The sequence below is a fragment of the Campylobacter sp. P0103 genome, assembly GCF_002139545.1.
GTDB classification, from domain to species: domain Bacteria; phylum Campylobacterota; class Campylobacteria; order Campylobacterales; family Campylobacteraceae; genus Campylobacter; species Campylobacter devanensis.
This window is the reverse complement of record NZ_MJKG01000001.1, coordinates 375,763-395,809: the sequence shown is the minus strand read 5'-3', so window position 1 is coordinate 395,809 and position 20,047 is coordinate 375,763. Positions and strand designations below refer to the sequence as shown.

21 protein-coding genes and 1 pseudogene are annotated in these 20,047 nt (G+C 33.0%); 16 read left to right on the top strand and 6 right to left on the bottom strand.

What is annotated here, in order from left to right; all coding sequences use genetic code 11:
- The first annotated feature begins 2 nt into the window (after positions 1 to 2).
- The 6 genes and pseudogenes from cybH to CIGNP103_RS08260 form a co-directional block, all read left to right on the top strand.
- On the top strand, positions 3 to 680 hold the full coding sequence (gene cybH, locus CIGNP103_RS02030) for a Ni/Fe-hydrogenase, b-type cytochrome subunit (protein WP_086232419.1): 678 nt from the start codon (positions 3 to 5) through the stop codon (positions 678 to 680).
- Positions 681 to 1,220, top strand: coding sequence for a HyaD/HybD family hydrogenase maturation endopeptidase (locus tag CIGNP103_RS02025; RefSeq protein WP_086227802.1), 540 nt, complete (start codon positions 681 to 683; stop codon positions 1,218 to 1,220). It begins immediately after the preceding gene.
- Entirely contained in the window at positions 1,217 to 2,656 is a 1,440-nt protein-coding gene (locus CIGNP103_RS02020) for a hypothetical protein (protein ID WP_086268502.1), read from the top strand. The genes CIGNP103_RS02025 and CIGNP103_RS02020 overlap by 4 nt, the downstream gene beginning before the upstream one ends.
- Positions 2,643 to 4,865 carry a carbamoyltransferase HypF gene (gene hypF, locus CIGNP103_RS02015; protein WP_086268501.1) on the top strand — a complete coding sequence of 741 codons (2,223 nt, stop codon included), beginning with the start codon at positions 2,643 to 2,645 and terminating at the stop codon, positions 4,863 to 4,865. The genes CIGNP103_RS02020 and hypF overlap by 14 nt, the downstream gene beginning before the upstream one ends.
- 40 nt (positions 4,866 to 4,905) lie before the next feature.
- A complete protein-coding gene (gene hypB / locus CIGNP103_RS02010; RefSeq protein WP_086224122.1) occupies positions 4,906 to 5,661 on the top strand; it encodes a hydrogenase nickel incorporation protein HypB in 756 nt (251 codons plus the stop codon).
- A pseudogene (locus tag CIGNP103_RS08260) lies at positions 5,661 to 5,741 on the top strand (HypC/HybG/HupF family hydrogenase formation chaperone); the annotation flags it as partial. The gene hypB and the pseudogene CIGNP103_RS08260, both read left to right, overlap by 1 nt.
- A 173-nt stretch (positions 5,742 to 5,914) precedes the next feature.
- Here CIGNP103_RS08260 and CIGNP103_RS02000 read toward each other — a convergent pair.
- Positions 5,915 to 6,166, bottom strand: coding sequence for a helix-turn-helix domain-containing protein (locus CIGNP103_RS02000; protein WP_086268500.1), 252 nt, complete (start codon positions 6,164 to 6,166; stop codon positions 5,915 to 5,917).
- 95 nt (positions 6,167 to 6,261) lie between these two features.
- Here CIGNP103_RS02000 and CIGNP103_RS01995 point away from each other — a divergent pair, with 95 nt between their 5' ends.
- The 9 genes from CIGNP103_RS01995 (at position 6,262) to hypA (ending at position 13,348) form a co-directional block, all read left to right on the top strand.
- Positions 6,262 to 6,840, top strand: a complete 579-nt coding sequence (locus CIGNP103_RS01995) for a TerD family protein (protein ID WP_086268499.1) — start codon at positions 6,262 to 6,264, stop codon at positions 6,838 to 6,840.
- Positions 6,841 to 6,849: 9 nt separating this feature from the next.
- Positions 6,850 to 7,455: a TerD family protein gene (locus CIGNP103_RS01990; protein WP_086268498.1), complete on the top strand. Its 606-nt coding sequence runs from the start codon at positions 6,850 to 6,852 to the stop codon at positions 7,453 to 7,455.
- A 52-nt stretch (positions 7,456 to 7,507) separates the two neighbouring features.
- On the top strand, positions 7,508 to 8,530 hold the full coding sequence (locus CIGNP103_RS01985) for a TerC/Alx family metal homeostasis membrane protein (RefSeq protein WP_086268497.1): 1,023 nt from the start codon (positions 7,508 to 7,510) through the stop codon (positions 8,528 to 8,530).
- Positions 8,531 to 8,875: 345 nt separating this feature from the next.
- Positions 8,876 to 9,154: a HypC/HybG/HupF family hydrogenase formation chaperone gene (locus tag CIGNP103_RS01980; protein ID WP_086241144.1), complete on the top strand. Its 279-nt coding sequence runs from the start codon at positions 8,876 to 8,878 to the stop codon at positions 9,152 to 9,154.
- 6 nt (positions 9,155 to 9,160) lie between these two features.
- Positions 9,161 to 10,189, top strand: coding sequence for a DNA cytosine methyltransferase (locus CIGNP103_RS01975; RefSeq protein WP_086268496.1), 1,029 nt, complete (start codon positions 9,161 to 9,163; stop codon positions 10,187 to 10,189).
- A complete protein-coding gene (locus CIGNP103_RS01970) occupies positions 10,168 to 10,923 on the top strand; it encodes an Eco47II family restriction endonuclease (protein WP_086268495.1) in 756 nt (251 codons plus the stop codon). Before CIGNP103_RS01975 ends, CIGNP103_RS01970 begins: the two co-directional genes overlap by 22 nt.
- Positions 10,923 to 12,011: a hydrogenase formation protein HypD gene (gene hypD, locus CIGNP103_RS01965; RefSeq protein ID WP_086224128.1), complete on the top strand. Its 1,089-nt coding sequence runs from the start codon at positions 10,923 to 10,925 to the stop codon at positions 12,009 to 12,011. Before CIGNP103_RS01970 ends, hypD begins: the two co-directional genes overlap by 1 nt.
- Entirely contained in the window at positions 12,012 to 12,995 is a 984-nt protein-coding gene (gene hypE / locus CIGNP103_RS01960) for a hydrogenase expression/formation protein HypE (RefSeq protein WP_086268494.1), read from the top strand. It abuts the gene before it with no gap.
- A gap of 11 nt (positions 12,996 to 13,006) precedes the next feature.
- Entirely contained in the window at positions 13,007 to 13,348 is a 342-nt protein-coding gene (hypA, locus tag CIGNP103_RS01955; protein WP_086224132.1) for a hydrogenase maturation nickel metallochaperone HypA, read from the top strand.
- Here the strand turns inward: hypA and CIGNP103_RS01950 are convergent, their stop codons facing one another.
- The 5 genes from CIGNP103_RS01950 to rpsO all read right to left on the bottom strand — a co-directional run bounded on the left by CIGNP103_RS01950 (position 13,349) and on the right by rpsO (position 17,062).
- Positions 13,349 to 14,371, bottom strand: a complete 1,023-nt coding sequence (locus CIGNP103_RS01950; RefSeq protein ID WP_086226474.1) for a hypothetical protein — start codon at positions 14,369 to 14,371, stop codon at positions 13,349 to 13,351.
- Positions 14,371 to 15,390 carry a tRNA preQ1(34) S-adenosylmethionine ribosyltransferase-isomerase QueA gene (gene queA / locus CIGNP103_RS01945; RefSeq protein ID WP_438939258.1) on the bottom strand — a complete coding sequence of 340 codons (1,020 nt, stop codon included), beginning with the start codon at positions 15,388 to 15,390 and terminating at the stop codon, positions 14,371 to 14,373. Before queA ends, CIGNP103_RS01950 begins: the two co-directional genes overlap by 1 nt.
- Entirely contained in the window at positions 15,380 to 16,132 is a 753-nt protein-coding gene (tatC, locus tag CIGNP103_RS01940; RefSeq protein ID WP_086226473.1) for a twin-arginine translocase subunit TatC, read from the bottom strand. The genes queA and tatC overlap by 11 nt, the downstream gene beginning before the upstream one ends.
- On the bottom strand, positions 16,132 to 16,680 hold the full coding sequence (gene tatB / locus CIGNP103_RS01935) for a Sec-independent protein translocase protein TatB (protein ID WP_086224137.1): 549 nt from the start codon (positions 16,678 to 16,680) through the stop codon (positions 16,132 to 16,134). Before tatB ends, tatC begins: the two co-directional genes overlap by 1 nt.
- Positions 16,681 to 16,789: 109 nt before the next feature.
- Positions 16,790 to 17,062: a 30S ribosomal protein S15 gene (gene rpsO, locus CIGNP103_RS01930; protein ID WP_086224655.1), complete on the bottom strand. Its 273-nt coding sequence runs from the start codon at positions 17,060 to 17,062 to the stop codon at positions 16,790 to 16,792.
- Between the two features lie 194 nt (positions 17,063 to 17,256).
- Here rpsO and ileS point away from each other — a divergent pair, with 194 nt between their 5' ends.
- Positions 17,257 to 20,010, top strand: coding sequence for an isoleucine--tRNA ligase (ileS, locus tag CIGNP103_RS01925; RefSeq protein ID WP_086268493.1), 2,754 nt, complete (start codon positions 17,257 to 17,259; stop codon positions 20,008 to 20,010).
- Positions 20,011 to 20,047: the final 37 nt, after the last annotated feature.

The following is a 20,047-nucleotide window of genomic DNA, read 5'->3' as shown; positions in this document are numbered from 1 at the left end:
ATATGAAAAATAGTAAAAAACATATCGCTGATTATGAATTTAGCATAGGATTACGCCTTACGCACTGGATTAGAGCTATATCTATTGTGGTTTTGAGTGTGAGCGGATTTTATCTTGCTTATGTCTTTGTAAGTCCTGCTATAACAGGTGAGCCTATAAATTTTATGAATGCTAAATGGCGTGCTGTTCATCAAATAGCTGGATTTATACTAATAGGTTGTTTTATCTTTAAGACATATCTATTTTTCTTTGATAAACAAAGCCATATTGAAAGAGTGAGTGTAAAGAATTTTTTAGATATTAAAGTTTGGATTGCCCAAATTAAATATTATCTATTCTTAGGCAAGCATCCTCATATTCAAGGAACCTATAATCCACTACAATTTGCCTCTTATATATTCTTTTATATTGTGCTTTTTGTGATCTGCTTGACTGGCTTGATTTTATATGTCAATGTATATCATGAAGGACTTGGCGGGTTGCTTTATACGCCTATGAAAGTTATTGAGGCTTGGATGGGAGGACTTGCTAATGTGCGTCAAATTCACCATATTGCTATGTGGATTATCTTTATATTTATGGTAGTTCATATCTATATGGCTGTATTTAACGCTATAAAAGGCAAAGATGGTGCTATGGATGCGATAATCAGCGGCTACAAATTCCCAAAAGAGAAGTAGATGCGTGTTTTAATCCTAGGAGTAGGAAATGTAATGTTCGCCGACGAAGGTGTCGGCGTTCATTTTGTTAAGATGATTGAGAATAACTTTAAATTTAACTCCAAAGAACATAATTTAAAATTTGTAGATGGCGGTACTTTAGCAAATCATTTAACTCCGATAATGGCTGATAGCGATTATTTAATAGTCGTTGATTGTATCGATGCTGATGGTGGGCAGATAGGAGATGTATATTTCTTTGATTTTGAAGATATGCCAAAGAGCATTAATTGGTCTGGTTCAGCACACGAAGTAGAGATGCTTCAAACTATTGAAATGATGGATTTAGTAGGCGATAGACCGCAAACTAAAATAATAGGTGTAATACCTAGAAGAATTGTTCCAATGAGTTTTGAGCTTAGCGATGAGATTAAAAAATCTACGAATTTAATGGAAAAAATAATCTTAAAAGAGCTTTCAAATTTAGGTTTTAGCTATGAAAGGATAGATGATAAAGGTGTGCAAGATATGGCTGATGAGTGGAAAAAGGAGCAATTTTGATACTTTGCTTTGAATTTAGTTGTGCAAATGATGGTTCGGTTTTAGCGTTTTTTTTAGATTTTTGGGCTAAAAAAAGTGCTTTAAAATACTCCGTTACAGCTCAAAATAGATCTATAAAATTATATGTAGAAGGCAATGAAAACGAGCTAGCTAAATTTAGCGATGAGTATATAAATTTAGTTCCGCACTCAATTTTTATTGAAGAGTCCAAGGTTAGTTTAGCTGATGAATTACCAAAAAATAGCGAATTCGAGTTTGATTTTAGTTTTAAAAATATTACTCCAAATGCTTTAAAATCAGATGAAAATGAATTTGGCTTTAAAAGTGATAATATATTTATAGCTAATGCTATAAAAGATATAATGGCTGGTAAAACTGTAAATTATGATGGTTATGAGATATCTAAATTTAGTAGTTTTGATTGTGATTATATACTACCAACAAATCTTAAAAATGCAGCTAAAATTTTTGTATGCGATGAAAAATCTCTAATCGCTCTTGCTAGTTTTGAAAAGCCGGTTATAAATTTGCGTACTAATGCGATATATCGCAGTAATCACAAAGATGCACCGCTATATTTTGATGTTAGAAGCGCTTGGGATATCAATGTTTATAAGATCACTCAAGCCCTAAGTGAAAATGGGATAAATTTTTTATCTATTAAAAGTTTAAAAAATGATATGAAAGTATCAATCTTAGACGAGAGAATTTTAATTATTAGATCTGGAGAGTTTATAAAAACTAAAGAGATGGAGTTTATAAACTCATTTGATGATAAAAATTATGCTCTTTTTGGTCTTTGTGTAAGTGAGTTAGGTGTAGCAAATTCTACAATCGCTAGAGTATTTTTAAGTCAAAAATATAGCGATTTTATCAAAGTTTATAAGGGTGAAGATGTATTTGATATGCTTAGAATTAATTTACCAAAGAGCTTTGAAGAAATTTGGCAAAAAATTTCCGAATTCGATGGTGGCGATAGGTTACTTGCAAACTATCAAAAAGAGTACAAGCTACCAAATGGTACTATAGATTTACCTAATAATTTTTATTCGCTATTTATGATAATTGATCAAATTCTAGGATACAATGGCCAAATTTTAAACTACGCTAGGGATTATAGCGGTTTAAAAGGGGTAAGAATTGATTATAAGATGAGTAGCAAGAGCGAATTTGATTGGGTAAGAGCTATTAGAAGCACGATGAGTTTTAGGCTAGCTGGCGCAGATGCGAAGAATATTAGCTTTGGCTGTTTGGAGAGTTTGGCATTTTTTTTAAGTGATTTTGGTGATATTTTAAAAGATGAACTAGAGTGCGAAGGTATGATATTTAGCGGAAATCTCTTTGCTAATCCTGTAATTGCAAATTTGGCTTTAAAGTTTTGTAATTCAAATTATAAAAGTAAATTTAGCGGACACTATCCACTTGAGATCAATTAAGATTGAAGTTTTTGGGCTGGTTCAAGGTGTTGGATTTCGCCCTTTTGTCTATTCATTAGCTAAAAATCTTGAACTAAATGGAACTGTATTAAATGATTCTAGCTGTGTGAAAATTGAGCTTTGTGGCGATGAGAAAAATATTGATGAGTTTATATCTAAGCTTAAAATAAATTTGCCTCCACTAGCTAGAATAGATAATATTATTATTAGCAATAGCGATAAAAAATATGATGATTTTAATATAATTAGCTCGCAAGAAAGTTATAAATTTGCACCTATTTTACCTGATTTTGCTATATGTGATGAGTGTAAATCCGAATTAAAAGATCCTACAAATAGACGATATAATCATCCATTTATCAACTGCACAAACTGCGGCCCTAGATTTTCTTTAATTAAAAGCTTGCCATATGATAGAATAAATACTACAATGGGCAAATTTAATATGTGCAAACAGTGCCAAGATGAGTATAAAGACCCAACCAATCGCCGTTATCATGCTCAACCAGTAGCATGTAAAAACTGCGGTCCAAAGTTAAGCTATAAGAGTTTAGATGGCAAAATTCTTGCAAATAATAAAGAGGCTCTTAAAAGATGTATAGATGATTTAAAAGATGGCAAAATCATAGCTATTAAAGGAGTTGGTGGATTTCATCTTGTTTGCGATGCTCTAAATAGTGAGGCTGTATCATCTCTAAAAGAGCGTAAAAGGCGTCCGCATAAACCTTTAGCCATAATGTGTAAAGATCTTGATATGGCTTGTGATTATGCTTATATTAATGAGAGTGAAGCTAAGATTTTAAACTCAAATTTAAAACCTATTGTTTTATTAAAATCCAAAAATAATCTACCTAAGTCAATATCTAGTGGCGTAGGAAGTATTGGTATATTTTTACCACCAACTCCACTACATATAATGCTATTAGATAGATTAAATTCTCCAATTATAGCCACTAGCGCAAACCCAAGCAAAGAGCCTATTTTAACAAACTTTGATGAGCTTGCTAGCAGACTTGGTAGTGTGTGTGATTATGCTCTTGATAATGATAGAGATATTGTAAATCCAAGCGATGATAGCATCTGTTTTGAGCTATTTTCAAAGCCAATTTATCTTCGAACTTCTCGTGGATTAAAGCCTAATATTATACCTTTAAATTTAGGATTAAAAGATGCGCCAAAAGGGTGCTTTTTAGCGCTTGGGAGTTTGATGAAAAATCAATTTGCTATCTATAAAGATGGCCTTATCTTTAGCTCTCCATATATTGGCGATATGGGCTCTTTAGCAGTGATTAAAAGATTTGATGAGCTGCTAGAGAGTTTTAAGAGTATTTATGGGTTTGAGTTTGATTTTATCATTGGTGATGCTCATCCGCATTTTGGATTTGTAAATAATTTTAAAAATAAAGAGATTTATAAGGTCTATCATCATCATGCTCATGCTCTTAGTGTAATGTTAGAAAACGGCTTAGATTGTGAAGTTTTAGCTCTTAGCTTTGATGGAACTGGATATGGCCAGGACGCTACTATATGGGGTGGCGAAGTGCTAAGATGCAAAGATAATGAGTTTAAAAGAGTTATGCATTTTGATAATTTTGAGCTTATTGGAGCAGATAAAGGGATAAAAAATATCTACTATCTAGCTTACGCAATAGCAAAAAAATACAATCTAAACTCACCAAAAATAGATACCATAGTACCTCAAATTCAAAGATCTAATCTAGATAAAATCTTACAAAATAGATTAAATATAGTAGATACTAGTTCGCTTGGTAGAATTTTTGATGCATTTGCTGCAATTGTGCTAAATTTGCCAGTTATTACCTATGATGCACAAGCCCCTATGATGCTTGAGGCTTTATATGATGAAAATATAAATGCGGCCTATGAATTTGAAATAGATGGAGATATAATTAATTATAAAAATGCATTTATAGGCGCTTTAAATGTTCCTATGAAAGTAGCAGCTACTGCTTTTATAAATGGAATTTCAAATTTAGCTCTAAAGATTGCTAAAATGCATAATCTTCCAGTTGTTTTATGCGGTGGAGTATGGCAAAATAGAGCTTTGTTAAAAAGAACTATATCTGAGTTTAGACGCCATGATATTAAATATTATTTGCCAATTAATGAGCCTATGAATGATTCTGGTATTGCTATGGGGCAGATTTACTTTGGCTTAAATCTGCTTAGATATAATACTAAGATTTAATATATAAGATTATTAATTGTTTTAAAATTAAGGAGATATTATGTGTAAAGATTGTGGTTGCAGTATGGGTGGATCGCATCATCATAGTCACGATGATCATCATAATCATCACCATCACGGTCATCATGACCATCCGGTGTTAAATGAAAAAAAGACTATTGAAGTAGTGGAGAAAATATTAAAAGATAATGACCACGAAGCTGCTCACAATAGAGCGCATTTAGACGAATATGGGCTATTGTGTGTGAATTTGATGAGTAGTCCGGGAGCTGGGAAAACCACGCTTTTAGAAGCTACTATAAAATCAAGTGGCCTAAGAGTTGGGGTAGTTGAGGGGGATTTAGAGACCAATATGGATGCTAATCGCATTATAAATGCAGGTGGCAAGGCTCATCAGATTAGTACCGGCCAAACTTGTCATTTAGATGCTTTTATGGTGCATAATGGCTTACACCACTTACCACTTAAAGAGCTTGATTTGGTATTTATAGAAAATGTGGGAAATTTAGTTTGCCCAGCTAGTTATGATGTGGGTGCTCACCTTAATGCTGTCTTAATCAGTGTGCCAGAAGGGAGCGATAAGGTGGCTAAATATCCTGTTATGTTTAGAGCGGCTGATATAGTGGTGATAACGAAAACTTCGCTATTAGAGCATTTTGATTTTGATATCAATGAGGTGAAAAAAGAGGCCAAAAAGCTAAATCCAAAAGTTGATATAATAGAAGTCGATAGCAAAACAGGCCTTGGCATAGATAAGTGGATAAATTATTTAAAAATGAAAAAGGAATTAAAATAATGTGCCTTAGCATACCTTCAAAAGTGATATCAATAGATGAGAATAATTTTGCCATTGTTGAAACTCTCGGTGTTAAGCGTGGATAGAGTTTATCGCTGAGCAAAAAGCCTTGCTAAAAAAGTAAATTTCTAGGGAATTCTAAAATTCTTAGTATCTTTTTTCTTGGGGGTGCGGGGGTTTTCTTTTTTATATTTTCTAGGAATTCTAGAATTTGGAATTCTATTTTGGAATTCCAAAAATCATTTTAATTATACTAAGAAAATAATTCTTTTATATCTATATTTAATGCTTTGGCGATTTTGTAAATATGCTCTAAATTAAAGTGTTTGCCGTAGCGTAAGTTTTCGCAATTTGAATAAAATGCAACTGATTTTATACCGATTTCTAATGCTAAATCAAGCTGCGAAATGCCAGCATTTTCTCTAAAAGCTCTTATATTATCAGCTAATTTTTTGTGGAATTCTATAATTTCACTTTCACTAGCATTGCTAAACTTTTCGTTCATAAATTTATCCTATAGGTTAATTATTTTTTAAGTTTAGCTTTGATAAGATTTTAATCCTATATCCTATGGGATAAAATTTCTTTAAGGAGGCTTAAATGGCTGTAAATTTAACAAAAGGTGGGCGTATTTCTCTAAACAAAGAAGCACCTGGCTTAAAAAAGATTTTAATAGGACTTGGCTGGGATACAAACGCAAGCGATACTGGGGCTGATTTTGACCTTGATGCTTCTGTGTTTTTGTTGGATTCTAATGCGAAAGTAGCAAACGAAAAAGATTTTGTATTTTACAATAATCTAAGTAGTAGCGATGGAAGTGTGGTACACACAGGCGATAACAGAACAGGCGAAGGTGATGGTGACGATGAGTCTATAAAGGTAGATTTAAGTAAAATTTCTAGTTCTATCAAAGAAATAGCTATCGTTGTAACAATACACGAAGCCGCACAAAGAAAACAAAATTTTGGTATGGTTCGCAATGCTTTTATAAGATTAGTAAATGATGAAACAAATACTGAAATTGTTAGATATGATTTAGAAGAAGATTATTCTACTGAAACTGGCTTGCTTTTTGGAAGACTTTATTTTAAAGACAATGAGTGGAAATTTTCAGCTGTTGGCACTGGGTATAAAGAAGGACTTGATGGCTTTTGCAAGCAATTTGGCTTAAATAGTTAAGGTTTTCCCATGGCTATTTCTCTTATAAAAGGTCAAAAAATTTCTCTTAAAAAAGATGATGGCTCGTCTTTGGTTGATTTTTGTGTTGGAGCAAACTGGGGAGCTATTAGCAAAACAGGGCTTTTTGGCAACACTAAAACCGTGCCGGTTGATTTAGATTTATCTCTTGCTTGTTTTGATAGTAATAAAAATCTAAAAAATGTGGTTTATTTTGGTAACAAATCAGCTTCTGGTATAGTCCATAGTGGCGATGATTTAACTGGCGATGTGGATGGTGATGATGGGCTAGATAATGAAATAATCAGTATTGATCTTAGTAGAGTTGATAGTAATGTAGATCAAATAATTTTCGTTCTAAACTCTTATAATCAAATTGATTTTAACGATATTCCATTTGCTAGCATTAGACTGTATGAAGGCACTCCTACGAGAGTAAATAAAGTCTTTGCTACTTACAATGTAGCAAGGGATCACACCTTTGCTTATAAAGTAGCTATGATACTTGGCAAGCTTTATAAACATAATGGTGAGTGGAAATTTTCAGCAATTGGCGAGCCAGCAGCAGATAAAAAGCTAGAAGAGCTTATCAACAGATCAGTCATCAAATACTTGTAAAAATATTTTGTAAGCCAAGTTTTTTGGCTTACAATCTTCTTAGGATATAAAAATGCAACATCTAGGTTTTCCATTATACACTATTATTATTTTTATTCTTTTTGTCGTAGCTGCGCTTTTTGTGGATTTAGTATGGCATAAAAACGATAAAATTATGTCTTTAAAGTCAGCTAGTTTATGGTCTATATTTTGGGTATTAGTTTCTGTGGTTTTTGGGATTTTCTTGTATTATGAACACGGTGGAGAAATGGCAAAACTTTTCTTTGCTGGATATATTTTAGAAAAATCTTTAAGCGTAGATAATTTATTTGTGATTATGGCGATTTTTACTTGGTTTAAAATTCCACAAAATTACAGACATAAAGTGCTTTATTTTGGAATACTTGGCGCTATTGTTTTTAGACTGATTTTTGTAGCTATTGGAAGTGGGCTTTTTATGCTTGGGCCGTGGATACAAATAATTTTTGGACTTGCAGTGCTTTATAGCGCAATTTTAATGTTAAAAAATAATGATAGCGATGATGATGAAATAGAAGATTACTCAAATCATTTAGCTTATAAGTTTGTCTATAAATATTTTAGCGTTTTTCCAAAAATAGTCGGTCATAGTTTTTTTATAAGCAAAAACACTGCCCAAAGTGAGCTAAATAAAAACCCAAATCTTAATTTTTTAGATAAAAAGACTTGGCTTATTGCTACGCCTTTGTTTTTATGCCTTTGCGTGATAGAAGTTAGCGATGTTATGTTTGCTTTTGATAGCGTTCCAGCCGTCATTGCTGTATCGCAAGAGCCTTTGATTATATATTCAGCTATGATTTTTGCTATTTTGGGTTTAAGGGCTATGTATTTTGTGCTTGAATCTTTAAAAAAATACCTTGTTTATTTAGAAAAATCAGTGATTGTTTTATTGTTTTTCATAGGCTTTAAAATTATTATTAACGCCTTAAATGCTATGTTTGATCTAGAATTTGAAATAAGTTCTACTATTTCTTTAATAGCGATTTTTACTATTTTAGGGTTTGGTGTTTTAGCAAGTGTGTTTGCCGGCAAAAAACAAGATATTTCTAATCTGTAATTTACTCTAGAATTCCCTAGCATTTAGGGAATTCTAGAATTTGAAATTCCAAAATTAAATTTTGTTTCCAAAAAGTTGTTAAGCATTTTTATAATTAGCTCGTAATCTATAAAAAAGGAGCGAAAAAAATAACTTTACTTTCAGGTCTTGGTGCAGCTGTGATGGATTTGGTGTGCTTTGTGCTGACGCATAGGAATTCTAGATTTGAATTCTCAGGAATTCAAAATTTTTGCGTTGCCTTTGATTTTTATGTAATTTTAGCCTTTTTGTCAAATAAAGCGTATTGAAAATTAAAAAAATATTTGCTAGAATTAGTGCTTTTAATGTGTAAAAATAAGGATAAAAATGTGTCTTTCAATACCTTCAAAAGTGATATCAATAGATGAGAATAACTTTGCCATTGTTGAAACTCTCGGTGTTAAGCGTGGGGTGAGCTTGGACTTGATAGCTGAGCCTGTATCGGTGGGGGATTATGTGCTGATACATGTGGGATTTGCGATGGAGAAGATAGATACCAAATATGCCTTAGAGAGCTTAGAGATTTATAAGCAAATAGCAGATGATATGAATAACGGTAAAATACCATCTGATGAAGGCGATATGGGCTTAGCAGCGTTGAAGTAGAGATTGATGTTTAAAAGTATTGAGTTATTTGCTGGTGGCGGAGGTATGGCTCTTGGATTAGAAAGAGCCGGTTTTGCCCATATAGGTTTGATAGAAATAGATAAATCATCTGTTAAAACTTTATTGGCAAATAGACCCAATTGGAATGTTATTTGTGATGATATTGCTGAAATTTCATCTTGTGATTTAGAGAGCAAATTTAATATAAAAATCAAAGAGTTGGATCTATTATCTGGTGGATCGCCTTGTCAGAGCTTTAGTTACGCAGGCAAGAGGCTTGGGCTTGAAGATACTAGGGGGACTCTATTTTATCATTATGCTTTGTTTTTGAAAAAATTACAACCTAAGATGTTTTTATTTGAAAATGTCAAGGGGCTTTTAACGCATGATAAAGGCAATACTTTTAAAATTATTTGTGATATTTTTTGCGAGCAAGGCTATAATATAGAATATAAAGTGCTAAATGCGCTTGATTATGGTGTGGCGCAAAAAAGAGAGCGATTGATTGTAGTTGGAATTAGAAAAGATTTGCAAGATAAGGTGTTTTTTACTTTTCCTAAAAAGCACGATAAAAAGCTGGTTCTAAGAGATATTTTACAAAATGTCCCAAAAAGTCAGTGCGCTAAATACTCAGAGCAAAAAGCTAGTGTTTTTGCTCTTGTGCCTGCTGGTGGTTATTGGCGTGATATAGATCCAAATATTGCTAAAGCTTATATGAAAACTTGCTGGGATATGGCTGGTGGTAGAACTGGAATTTTAAGGCGACTTAGCTTTGATGAGCCAAGCCTAACTGTGCTTACAACACCGCAAATGAAGCAAACTGACAGGTGTCACCCAAGTGAGATTAGGCCATTTAGCGTAAGAGAAAATGCTAGAATTCAATCTTTTTCAGATGAGTGGGAGTTTTGTGGAAGTATGGCAGAACAATACAAGCAAATCGGCAATGCTGTGCCTGTGAATTTGGCTTATGAAATTGGTAAAGAGATAATTAAATCATTAAATGGAGAAACGAAGTGGGGCGAGAGTTTATTTTAGACTTTATATCAAAAACAGACTTTGAAAAACATGTTTTGCAGACTTTAAACGAGTATCAAGAAGTGTTAAAAAGTATTGATTTGAAAAAATTTAATTCAAATATAATCGATCCTATAAAATTGCTTTTTGATAAACATATTTATGTTAAAAGTTATGAAGAAATTATAGCCTTGGAGCTACAAAGACAAAGAGATAAATCAAATAATAACTCTATTAGATATTTTCATCAAAATATTTTTCAGTATATTAAAGGTTGCGAAGTTCCAAAAAGTGGCTGGGATATAGTATTTAAAGGCGAAAAAAACTCATATTTTGTCGAGCTGAAAAATAAACACAATACCATGAATAGTTCATCAAGTCAAAAAACATTTATGAAAATGCAAAATCATCTTTTAAATTCTAAAAATTCCAAAGATATTTGCGCTCTTGTAGAAGTAATAGCTAAAAAATCAGCAAATGAGCCTTGGGTTATCAGTCTTGATGGGAAAAGGCAAACTAGCAATGAAAGATTACGCAGAATTTCTATTGATAAATTTTACGAAATTATAACAGGTGATAAATTGGCTTTTAAAAAACTTTGCGAACAATTGTCTAAAACTATAGAAAAACTACTAAAGCAAAACCTACATTTGCAACTACAAAAAGATAGCGTTTATAATGAACTTAAAAAGATTGATAAAGATATTTTAACAGCTCTTTATAAGTTAGCATTTCAAACATATGAAGGATTTTAATGGATTTGATAAATAGTTTTAGAGATAAAGATAAGATTTTAGCCTTAAGCCAGATAATCAAGCAAAGAAGCAAAAAGCCATTAAATATCATGGAGATTTGCGGCGGTCATACTCATAGTATAATGAAATTTGGCTTACCACAATTAGTAGGAGAGAATATCAATTTCATCCACGGTCCAGGCTGTCCTGTGTGTATAATGCCTAGAAGTCGCATTGATGAGGCTATAGCGATTGCTAGTATAGATGGGGTGATATTTTGTACCTTAGCTGATATGCTAAGGGTACCAGGGAGTAAAGGCTCTCTATCCGAGCTTAGGGCTGATGGGGCTGATATCAGGGCTTTATACTCGCCACTTGATACAATCACAATAGCCAAAGAAAATCCAGATAAAAAAGTTGTATTTTTTGCTATTGGATTTGAGACCACCACGCCTATGAGTGCAGTGGTAGTAAAACAAGCTGTTGAGTTGAATTTACAAAATCTATTTATACATATAAATCATGTCACAGTCCCAGCACCAGTAAGGGCTATAATGAGTGATAAAGATGTGAAAATCGATGCGTTTTTGGGTCCATCGCATGTGAGCGTGATTACTGGTAGTAAAATTTATGAAGAGCTAGCAAATGAGTTTAAAACGCCTATTGCGGTGAGTGGATTTGAGCCTTTGGATCTTATGGATAGTATATTAAATTTAGTCAATCAGCATGAAAATGGCACCCATAAGGTCTATAATGAGTATGCTAGAGTGGTTAGCAAAGATGGTAATTTAAAGGCCAAAGAGCTAATAGATAGATATTTTCAGCCGTGTGATTTTGAGTGGAGAGGGCTAGGCGTTATCAAAGATAGTGGATTAAGACTAAGAGATGAGTTTAGCTACTTGGATGCTAAAAAATATTTTAATGTAGAAGTTGGCGAATCTAAGGAGTCTAAGGCCTGTATCTGCGGTGAAATTTTGCGTGGTAAGGCTAAGCCGTATGATTGTAAAGTCTTTGGCAAGGTGTGTAATCCGCAAAATCCTATTGGTAGCTGTATGGTAAGTGGCGAGGGCGCTTGTGCGGCGTATTATAAATATAGCAAAAGAGGATAGATGAAAAAGATATTATTAGCTCATGGTGGTGGTGGGCAAGAGATGAATGAACTCATAAATGGGTTGATTTTTAGGATTTTTGATAATGAAATTTTAGCCCAAAGTAATGATAGTGCGATTTTAAATTTAAGTGGTAAAATAGCCTTTAGCACCGATAGCTTCGTAGTAAGCCCTACTAAATTTCCAGGTGGCGATATCGGTAAAATCGCAGTTTGTGGGACTATAAATGACCTAGCAATGGTAGGGGCAAAGCCTAGATATATTAGTTGCGCTTTGATTATAGAAGAGGGGCTTGGTATTGATGAGCTTAAAGAGATCTTAAATAGTATGAAAAGCACGGCTGATGAGGCTGGAGTTAGCATAGTTTGCGGTGATACTAAGGTGGTTAGTAAGGGGAGTTGTGATAAGATTTTTATCAATACTTCAGGTATTGGAGAGATTATCAAAGAGTCTAGAGTGGGGAATTTAAAAGGTGGTACGAAAATCCTTTTAAGTGGTGATGTAGGTAGGCATGGTGCTGTGATTTTAGCAAATAGAAATGAGCTAAATTTGGATTTGCAAAGCGATTGTAAGCCTTTAAATAATGTAGTTGAAGCGCTTTTAAATGCTAATATCGCTCCTCTTGCTATGAGAGATGCGACTCGTGGCGGACTTTCAGCAGTCTTAAATGAGTGGGCAAAAGTTTGTGGATATGATATTAAAATCAATGAGGAAAATATCGCTGTAAGTGATGAGGTTATAGGAATTTGCGAGATGCTTGGGTTTGAGCCATATGAGCTTGCTAATGAGGGAACCTTTGTTTTAGCTATTGATCCTAAAGATGAGATTAAAGCGCTTGAGATTTTAAGAGAATTTGACTCAAATGCAAATACTATCGGCGAGATTTTAGATAGTAATAAAGGTAATGTAATTATACAAAATAGCTATGGAGCATCTAGATTTATGGAGCCACCAAAGGGTGAGTTGCTACCTAGAATTTGCTAAAAGGAGAGTCAATGCATGAACTAGCTATAGTCCAAGATCTATTTAAATTGTGCGAGACAAATGCTATGAAGCATAATGCTACAAAGATAAATAAAGTAGAGATTGAGATAGGAAGATTAAGCGGAGTAGAAGCGCACTATTTACAAAGTGCTTTTGATGCTTTTAAAGCAGATACAATCTGTTCAGATGCTAAGCTTATAATTCATCCAAAAGATATTACGATTAAATGCAACGAGTGCGGTGCTCAAAGTGTGCTTTTAGAAAATGAATTTCTTTGTCCAAAATGTGGTTCAAATTCGCTAGATGTTATTAGCGGTGAAGATATGTATCTAATGCGTCTAGAGATGGAATAGCTAGCAAATTACGCTAGCTAACTCATCTATAGTATATGGTTGGTATAGTTTTGTATCACCAAAGCTGCTTGCGACATCATCAAAATGAGAATTATCACTTATTATAATAATCTTAAAGCCCTTAATCTTTTGCCACTCTTTGATTAAATTCAACTCATTATATGGAAGTTTTTTAACAATTTTTGCTTGAATAAATAAAAAATCAGGTTTATAAAGCATATCTGTTATATGGTTTTTAACACTCTCCCAGCTTGATTCTGGTTGGATATATATCCCAAAAATACTAAGTCCAGCTACAAGAGCAAAAAATCCAGTCTGACTCTCATAGGCTACTAAGGCACTTTTTTGCTCATTTGGTTCGCTGATTTGCGGCTCTTTTAGCTGATGCATTGTAGCGTTAAATGAAAAGATTGAGCTATTGGATTTTACGCTAAATTCAATCTTTGAACCGATTTGTTCAGCATAGCTTGAAGCGATAGAGAGAAATTTATAATTTATATTTCTATTTTTATATTCTAATGCGCTTATAATCTCACTAGTATTCATTTGAGCTGAAGTTTTAATTGAAATTTGATATTCATCTGGATTTTTGGTTGGTTTGATAGTAAATAAAATTGAGCTATTTTTTATGCTTTTATTTACAAAACAAAGAATATTATGAGTTGCATTTGTGATAGCTTTAAAATTTGCACTAAAATACCTAGCTTGTCTTGGAGGGTAGTTAAAGATTATGATATTTTGGTTTTGCGCAGCTTTATCATGAAGTACTCTAAAAAATAACCCCAAGCGCTCGATAATATCACCATTTTCAAGCCTATTATGGAAAAATCTTAAATTTAGTTTAGCTAATCTTTTATCTGATGTACGGATTAGTTTTTGATTTCTATTTTGTACTGGTTTCCTGCTAATTACGATTAGTAGCATTACAAAGAAAAATAGTACGCTAAAAGCGACATATTCCTTAATATCTACGCTATTTGCCATTGCAAATTCAGCCATTAAAAGTAAAAATAAAATTCTCATCATATCACCAACATCGCATCACCATAGGAGTAAAATTTATACTCTTTTTCTATAGCTTGTTTGTAAATTTGTTTGACATTTTCTAAGCCCACAAAGCTTGCTACTAACATAATTAATGTAGATTTTGGTAAGTGGAAATTAGTTAATAGATAGTTTTGTCTTTGTGGTGGATTAGCTGGATGTAAAAATAGATCACATAGTCCATCTTTTACTCCAGTTCTATAAAAGTATTCAATACATCTTGTAACTGTCGTTCCTACGCCAAGAATAGGCTTATTGCTATTTATAGTATTTATCGTCTCATCGCTTATAGTATAGATCTCGCTATGCATTTTATGCTCTCTAATATCGCTAACTTCAACACCTTTAAATGTTCCAGCTCCTACGTGTAGAGTAATATATGAGATGTTGTGTTTGTTTTTTATATCTTGTATCATTTGTTGGCTAAAATGCAAACTAGCAGTTGGCGCAGCTACTGCTCCATCATTTTTAGCAAATATACTTTGATACCATATCTCATCGCTTTTTTGATCAGCTCTTTTGATATATGGAGGGAGTGGGATATGTCCTATTTGATTTAGAATTTGGTATAAATTTTCTGTTTTAATTTCATTACCATTTTGATTAAATTTAACAATTCGATACTCATCTAAAAGCTCTATAACTTCACAACTTAGCCCATTATCAAATTCTAAAATTGTCCCAGCTTTTACTCGACCTTTAATTAAAGTGCTAAATTTACCTTGGCCTAAAGGTTGATTTAATAATAACTCTACAGCTCCGCCACTGGATTTTTTGCCATAGATTCTAGCTTTGATAACTTTAGTATCATTAAAAATAATATCACAATCTGGTAAAAATTCCATCAAATTACCAAATTTTGTATGCGTTATTTTATTGTTAGAGCGTTGATACACTAATAGATTAGCACTCTCTTTTGGATTAGCTGGAGATGATGCAATTAAGCTAGAGGGAAGCTCATAATCATAACTATCTAGATCAAATATATTATTTTTCATCATCAATTTCTTCTTCATCTTCATCTATATCTTTTGGTGCTGGATTTACCATTTTAGCTATTAAAATTGATAAAGAATATAGTCCAATTAATGGAATAGCTAGCATAAATTGACTAAGCACATCTGGTGGAGTCATAATCGCTGCAAAAATAAATATCCCAACAATCGCATATCTAAAAAATCCCTTTAAACTCTCATCAGTAATCATACCAATCTTAGCTAAAAAAAATGTGACAACTGGTAGCTCAAAGCTAATTCCAAAAGCTACTACAATCTTAGTAAAAAACCCTACATAATCCCCAATGCTAGGGAGCGCTTGAAATAGTGTCCCACCAAAATTTATAAGAAAAGCAAAGCCAACAGGCACTACAAAATAGTAACAAAACGCAGCCCCTACAATAAACATAATTGTAGCGCTTAACACAAATGGAATTACATATTTTTTCTCATTTTCATATAGTCCTGGAGCTACAAATAGCCAAAATTGCCAAAAGATTATAGGCAATGCAAGCAAAAGTCCAGCAAAAAATGCTACTTTCATCGCTGTAAAAAATGGTTCAGCTACTTGAGTAAATATGATGTTGCTATTATCTGGCAATACAGCCTTAAGTGGCGCAGTCATAAAATCAAGCAAAGGCGCCCAAAAATTAAAACATATAATAAAACATACTATAACTGATAATGCACTAATTAACAAACGCTTTCTAAGCTCGATTAAATGCGGTCTTAAATCTTCAAACATTATGCCTCTTTTGTGTTTTGAATTTCATTTTTTAGCTCTTTTTGGTTAGAATTTAGGTTGCTATTTATGCTATTTAATGAGCTTAAATTTGGTTTTGGTGGATTGCTTATATTTGCTGGATTATCAGTTATTGTATTTTTAGGTTGTTGTGATTGATCTTCTTCATCATTAAAGTCAAAACCAGCATTTAATTTATTTATAGGATTTAAATTTGATATCTCATTTTGTATATCAGCTAGTGATTTTTGTGTTGAACCTGCTATATTAGTTACATTGCTTTTTAACTCATCAAGCTCTTCAAATGTTAGCTTTTTTCTTACTCCATCTATGCCGCTAGTTAAGCTATCTTTATACTTTTTAGCATCCTCTTTTAATTCGGCTATTTTTATCTCTTGTTCAAATGTGCTTTTAGCTCCATTTATAGTTTGTTTAAATATCTTAAAAAACTTTGCTATATTAACCATAGCACTTGGTAGTTTATCAGGACCTAAGACTATTACAGCAACAATGGCGACTATTAATATTTCACCGATTCCCATTCCTAGCATAAAAATTCCTAAATTTAAATTTAAGCTAGTATTCTACAATTTTTTTGCTTAATAGATATTGATTTTTATAGTGTATAGAAGTAAAAAAGCCCCAAAAAGGGCTTATGAATTATTTATCTCTTAGACCTAGTTCAGCTATTAATTTAGTATAAGTTTCATATTTAGTAGCTTTTAGGTATTTTAATAGTCTTTTGCGACGACCAACTAGTTTTAATAGACCTAATCTTGAGCTAAAGTCTTTTTTATTTACTTTTAGGTGTTCTGTTAGTTCTGCTATTCTTGTGCTTAGCAGTGCAATTTGAACTTCTGAAGAGCCTGTGTCTCCACTTTTTCTAGCAAATTTTGCAACTATTTGAGCTTTTTTAGCCGTATCTAAAGCCATATTTGACCTCCTGAGCGGTATATAAAATTGAGCGGTGATTATATCATAATAATCAAAAAGTTTGCTTAAAAATAGTATTTGATAGGTTAAATTTGAATTATAAAAATTTATATAGATTAAATTTGGCAATTTTTACTTAAGTTTTATATACTTTTTGCTAAAATCAAAAAATTTTTTACTATTAAAGGTGTTATATGGATTATAAAGATACTCTTTTGTTGCCGGTTACTGATTTTGCAATGAGAGGCAATTTGCCACAAAATGAACCAGCAAGATACGCAAAATGGGATAAAAATAGAGTCTATGATAAGATGAAAAAAGCTCGTCAAAATGCATCTGCGAGTTTTAATATTCATGATGGCCCACCATATGCAAATGGTCACCTTCACATAGGTCACGCATTAAATAAAATTTTAAAAGATATAATAGTTAAAACTCACTACTTTTTTGGAGAGAGTGTTAGATTTACTCCAGGATGGGATTGTCACGGATTGCCAATTGAACAACAAGTAGAGATGAAACTTGGTGATAAAAAAAAGAGTATGAGTACCGCAGCTATTAGAAGTGAGTGTAGAGACTGGGCTAGTGAATTTATAGAGATTCAAAAAGCTGAGTTTAAATCTCTTGGCGTCATAGGGGATTGGGAAGATCCATATATGACGATGAAATTTAAATTTGAAGCAAATATATATAGAACCCTATGCGAAGTGGCTAAAAAAGGTCTTTTAATAGAAAGAAGTAAGCCTGTATTTTGGAGCTGGGCGGCTAAGAGTGCGCTTGCTGAGGCTGAAGTAGAGTATGCTGATAAAGAAGATTATAGTCTATATGTAGCTTTTGAATTATCAAAATCAGCGTCTAAAGCAATAGGAGTTGAAGATGCTAAAGCAGTAATATGGACTACTACTCCATGGACATTAGTAGCTAATCAAGCAATTAGTTTAAATCCAAATGAAATTTACTGTATTACAAAAGAGAAATTAATTTTTGCTAAGCCTTTACTTGAGGTTTTAGTAGCTCAAGGCATTACAAGTGGAGAGATTATCAGTGAGTTTAATTCGCAAAAATTAGAAAATTTACACGCTATAAATCCGCTTAATGGCAGAGAGTCTAAATTTATTCTTGGCGAGCATGTCTTAATGGATGGCGGTACAGGATTAGTCCATACTGCACCTGGTCATGGAGAAGATGATTATTTTGCTAGTCTTAGATATGGTATAGAGGTTATAATGCCAGTTGATGAGGCTGGGCTATATGATGAGACGCTAAAACATAATGCTTTATTGCCAGCAGATGTTGTAGATGAGTTTATAGGTATGCATATATTTAAAGCTAATGAGAAAATTATAGAGCTTTTAGACGATGCAGTAGTTAAAGTAAGTAAATTTACTCACAGTTATCCATTTTGCTGGAGAACGCATAAACCTGTAATTTACAGAGCAACAAAGCAGTGGTTTATTGCTATGGATGAGCCAAAATTAAGCGGCAAAACTCTGCGTCAGACCGCTCTTGAGGCGTTAAATAGTGTGAAATTTTATCCAGAAGCTGGGATTAAAAGAATATCATCAATGATAGAAAATCGTCCAGATTGGTGTATTAGTCGTCAGCGTGATTGGGGTGTGCCAATTGCATTTTTTAGAATTAAATCTACTAAAGAAGTTATTTTTGATAGTGAAATTTTAGATCATATAGCTAAGATTTTTGATGAAAAAGGTGCTGATGCGTGGTGGAGTATGAGTATCGATGAGCTATTGCCTAATGGGTCTAAATTTAAGGCTGATGAATTAGAAAAAATTAGCGATATTTTAGATGTTTGGTTTGATAGTGGCTCAACTTGGAATGCTGTGTTAAATAGCAGTGATTATGACGCTGGTGAATATAGTGCTAGTATGTATCTTGAAGGAAGCGACCAGCATCGTGGGTGGTTCCAAAGTTCTCTACTATTAAGCTGTGCTGTAAATGAAAAAGCACCATATAAAAGCGTATTAACTCATGGATTTACCGTAGATAAAAATGGCGAAAAGATGAGCAAATCCAAAGGCAATGTAATAGCTCCAGATGCAGTTGCTAAGGAATTTGGTGTTGAGATCTTGCGTCTATGGGTTAGTTTAAGTGATTATTCAAGTGATTTAAAAATAGGCAATGATATCTTAAAACAAGTAGCCGAACAGTATAGAAAGATTAGAAATACTATAAGATTTTTACTAGCCAATATTAGCGATTTAAAAGAATTTAATTATGAATTTGGCTTGCTAGATAGATGGATTTTAGGTAAGGCAAGTGCGTGCTTTAATGAAGTTAGTAGCTGTTTTAAAAATTATGAGTATTCAAAAGGATTTAATATTTTATTAAATTTCTTAAGCGGCGATTTAAGTGGTATTTATCTAGATATATGCAAGGATAGATTATACTGCGATGCTGCAAATAGCACTAAAAGAGCAAGTTCGCAAACTGCTATGGCTTTAATAACTAAGGCGCTTTTACCGCTTATTGCTCCAACTCTTACATATACAGTAGATGAGGTTATGGAGTATGCACCTAGTATAATCAAAGATGGCAAAAGCGATGTTTTTGATCTAGTTTATGAACCAATTAAATTTGATAGCGTAATCGATGATACATTGCTTAGAGAGAGTAAAGAGAAATTTAATGAAATTATTGACAATCTAAAAAAAGATAAGCTAATTAAAGCTACTTTAGAATTAGAAATTCAAACTAGCAGTGATTCTATATTGGCTCTTGATAAAGATGAGGTAGCTGATTGGTATATGGTAAGTAATTTTGGAGTATTTAGAGTTGATAGTGATATTTTAGCAGAGTTTGTAGTGGGTGATAATAGATTCGTTGTTGCTCGTTCGGCTAAATTTAAATGCCCAAGATGCTGGAAATTTAGCGCTCAAAGTGATGAGTGTCTATGTCCTAGATGTGCTGAGGTGATGAGTGCTAACTGAACCAGTTGGGATTATAACTATAGTTGTTACAATTGCA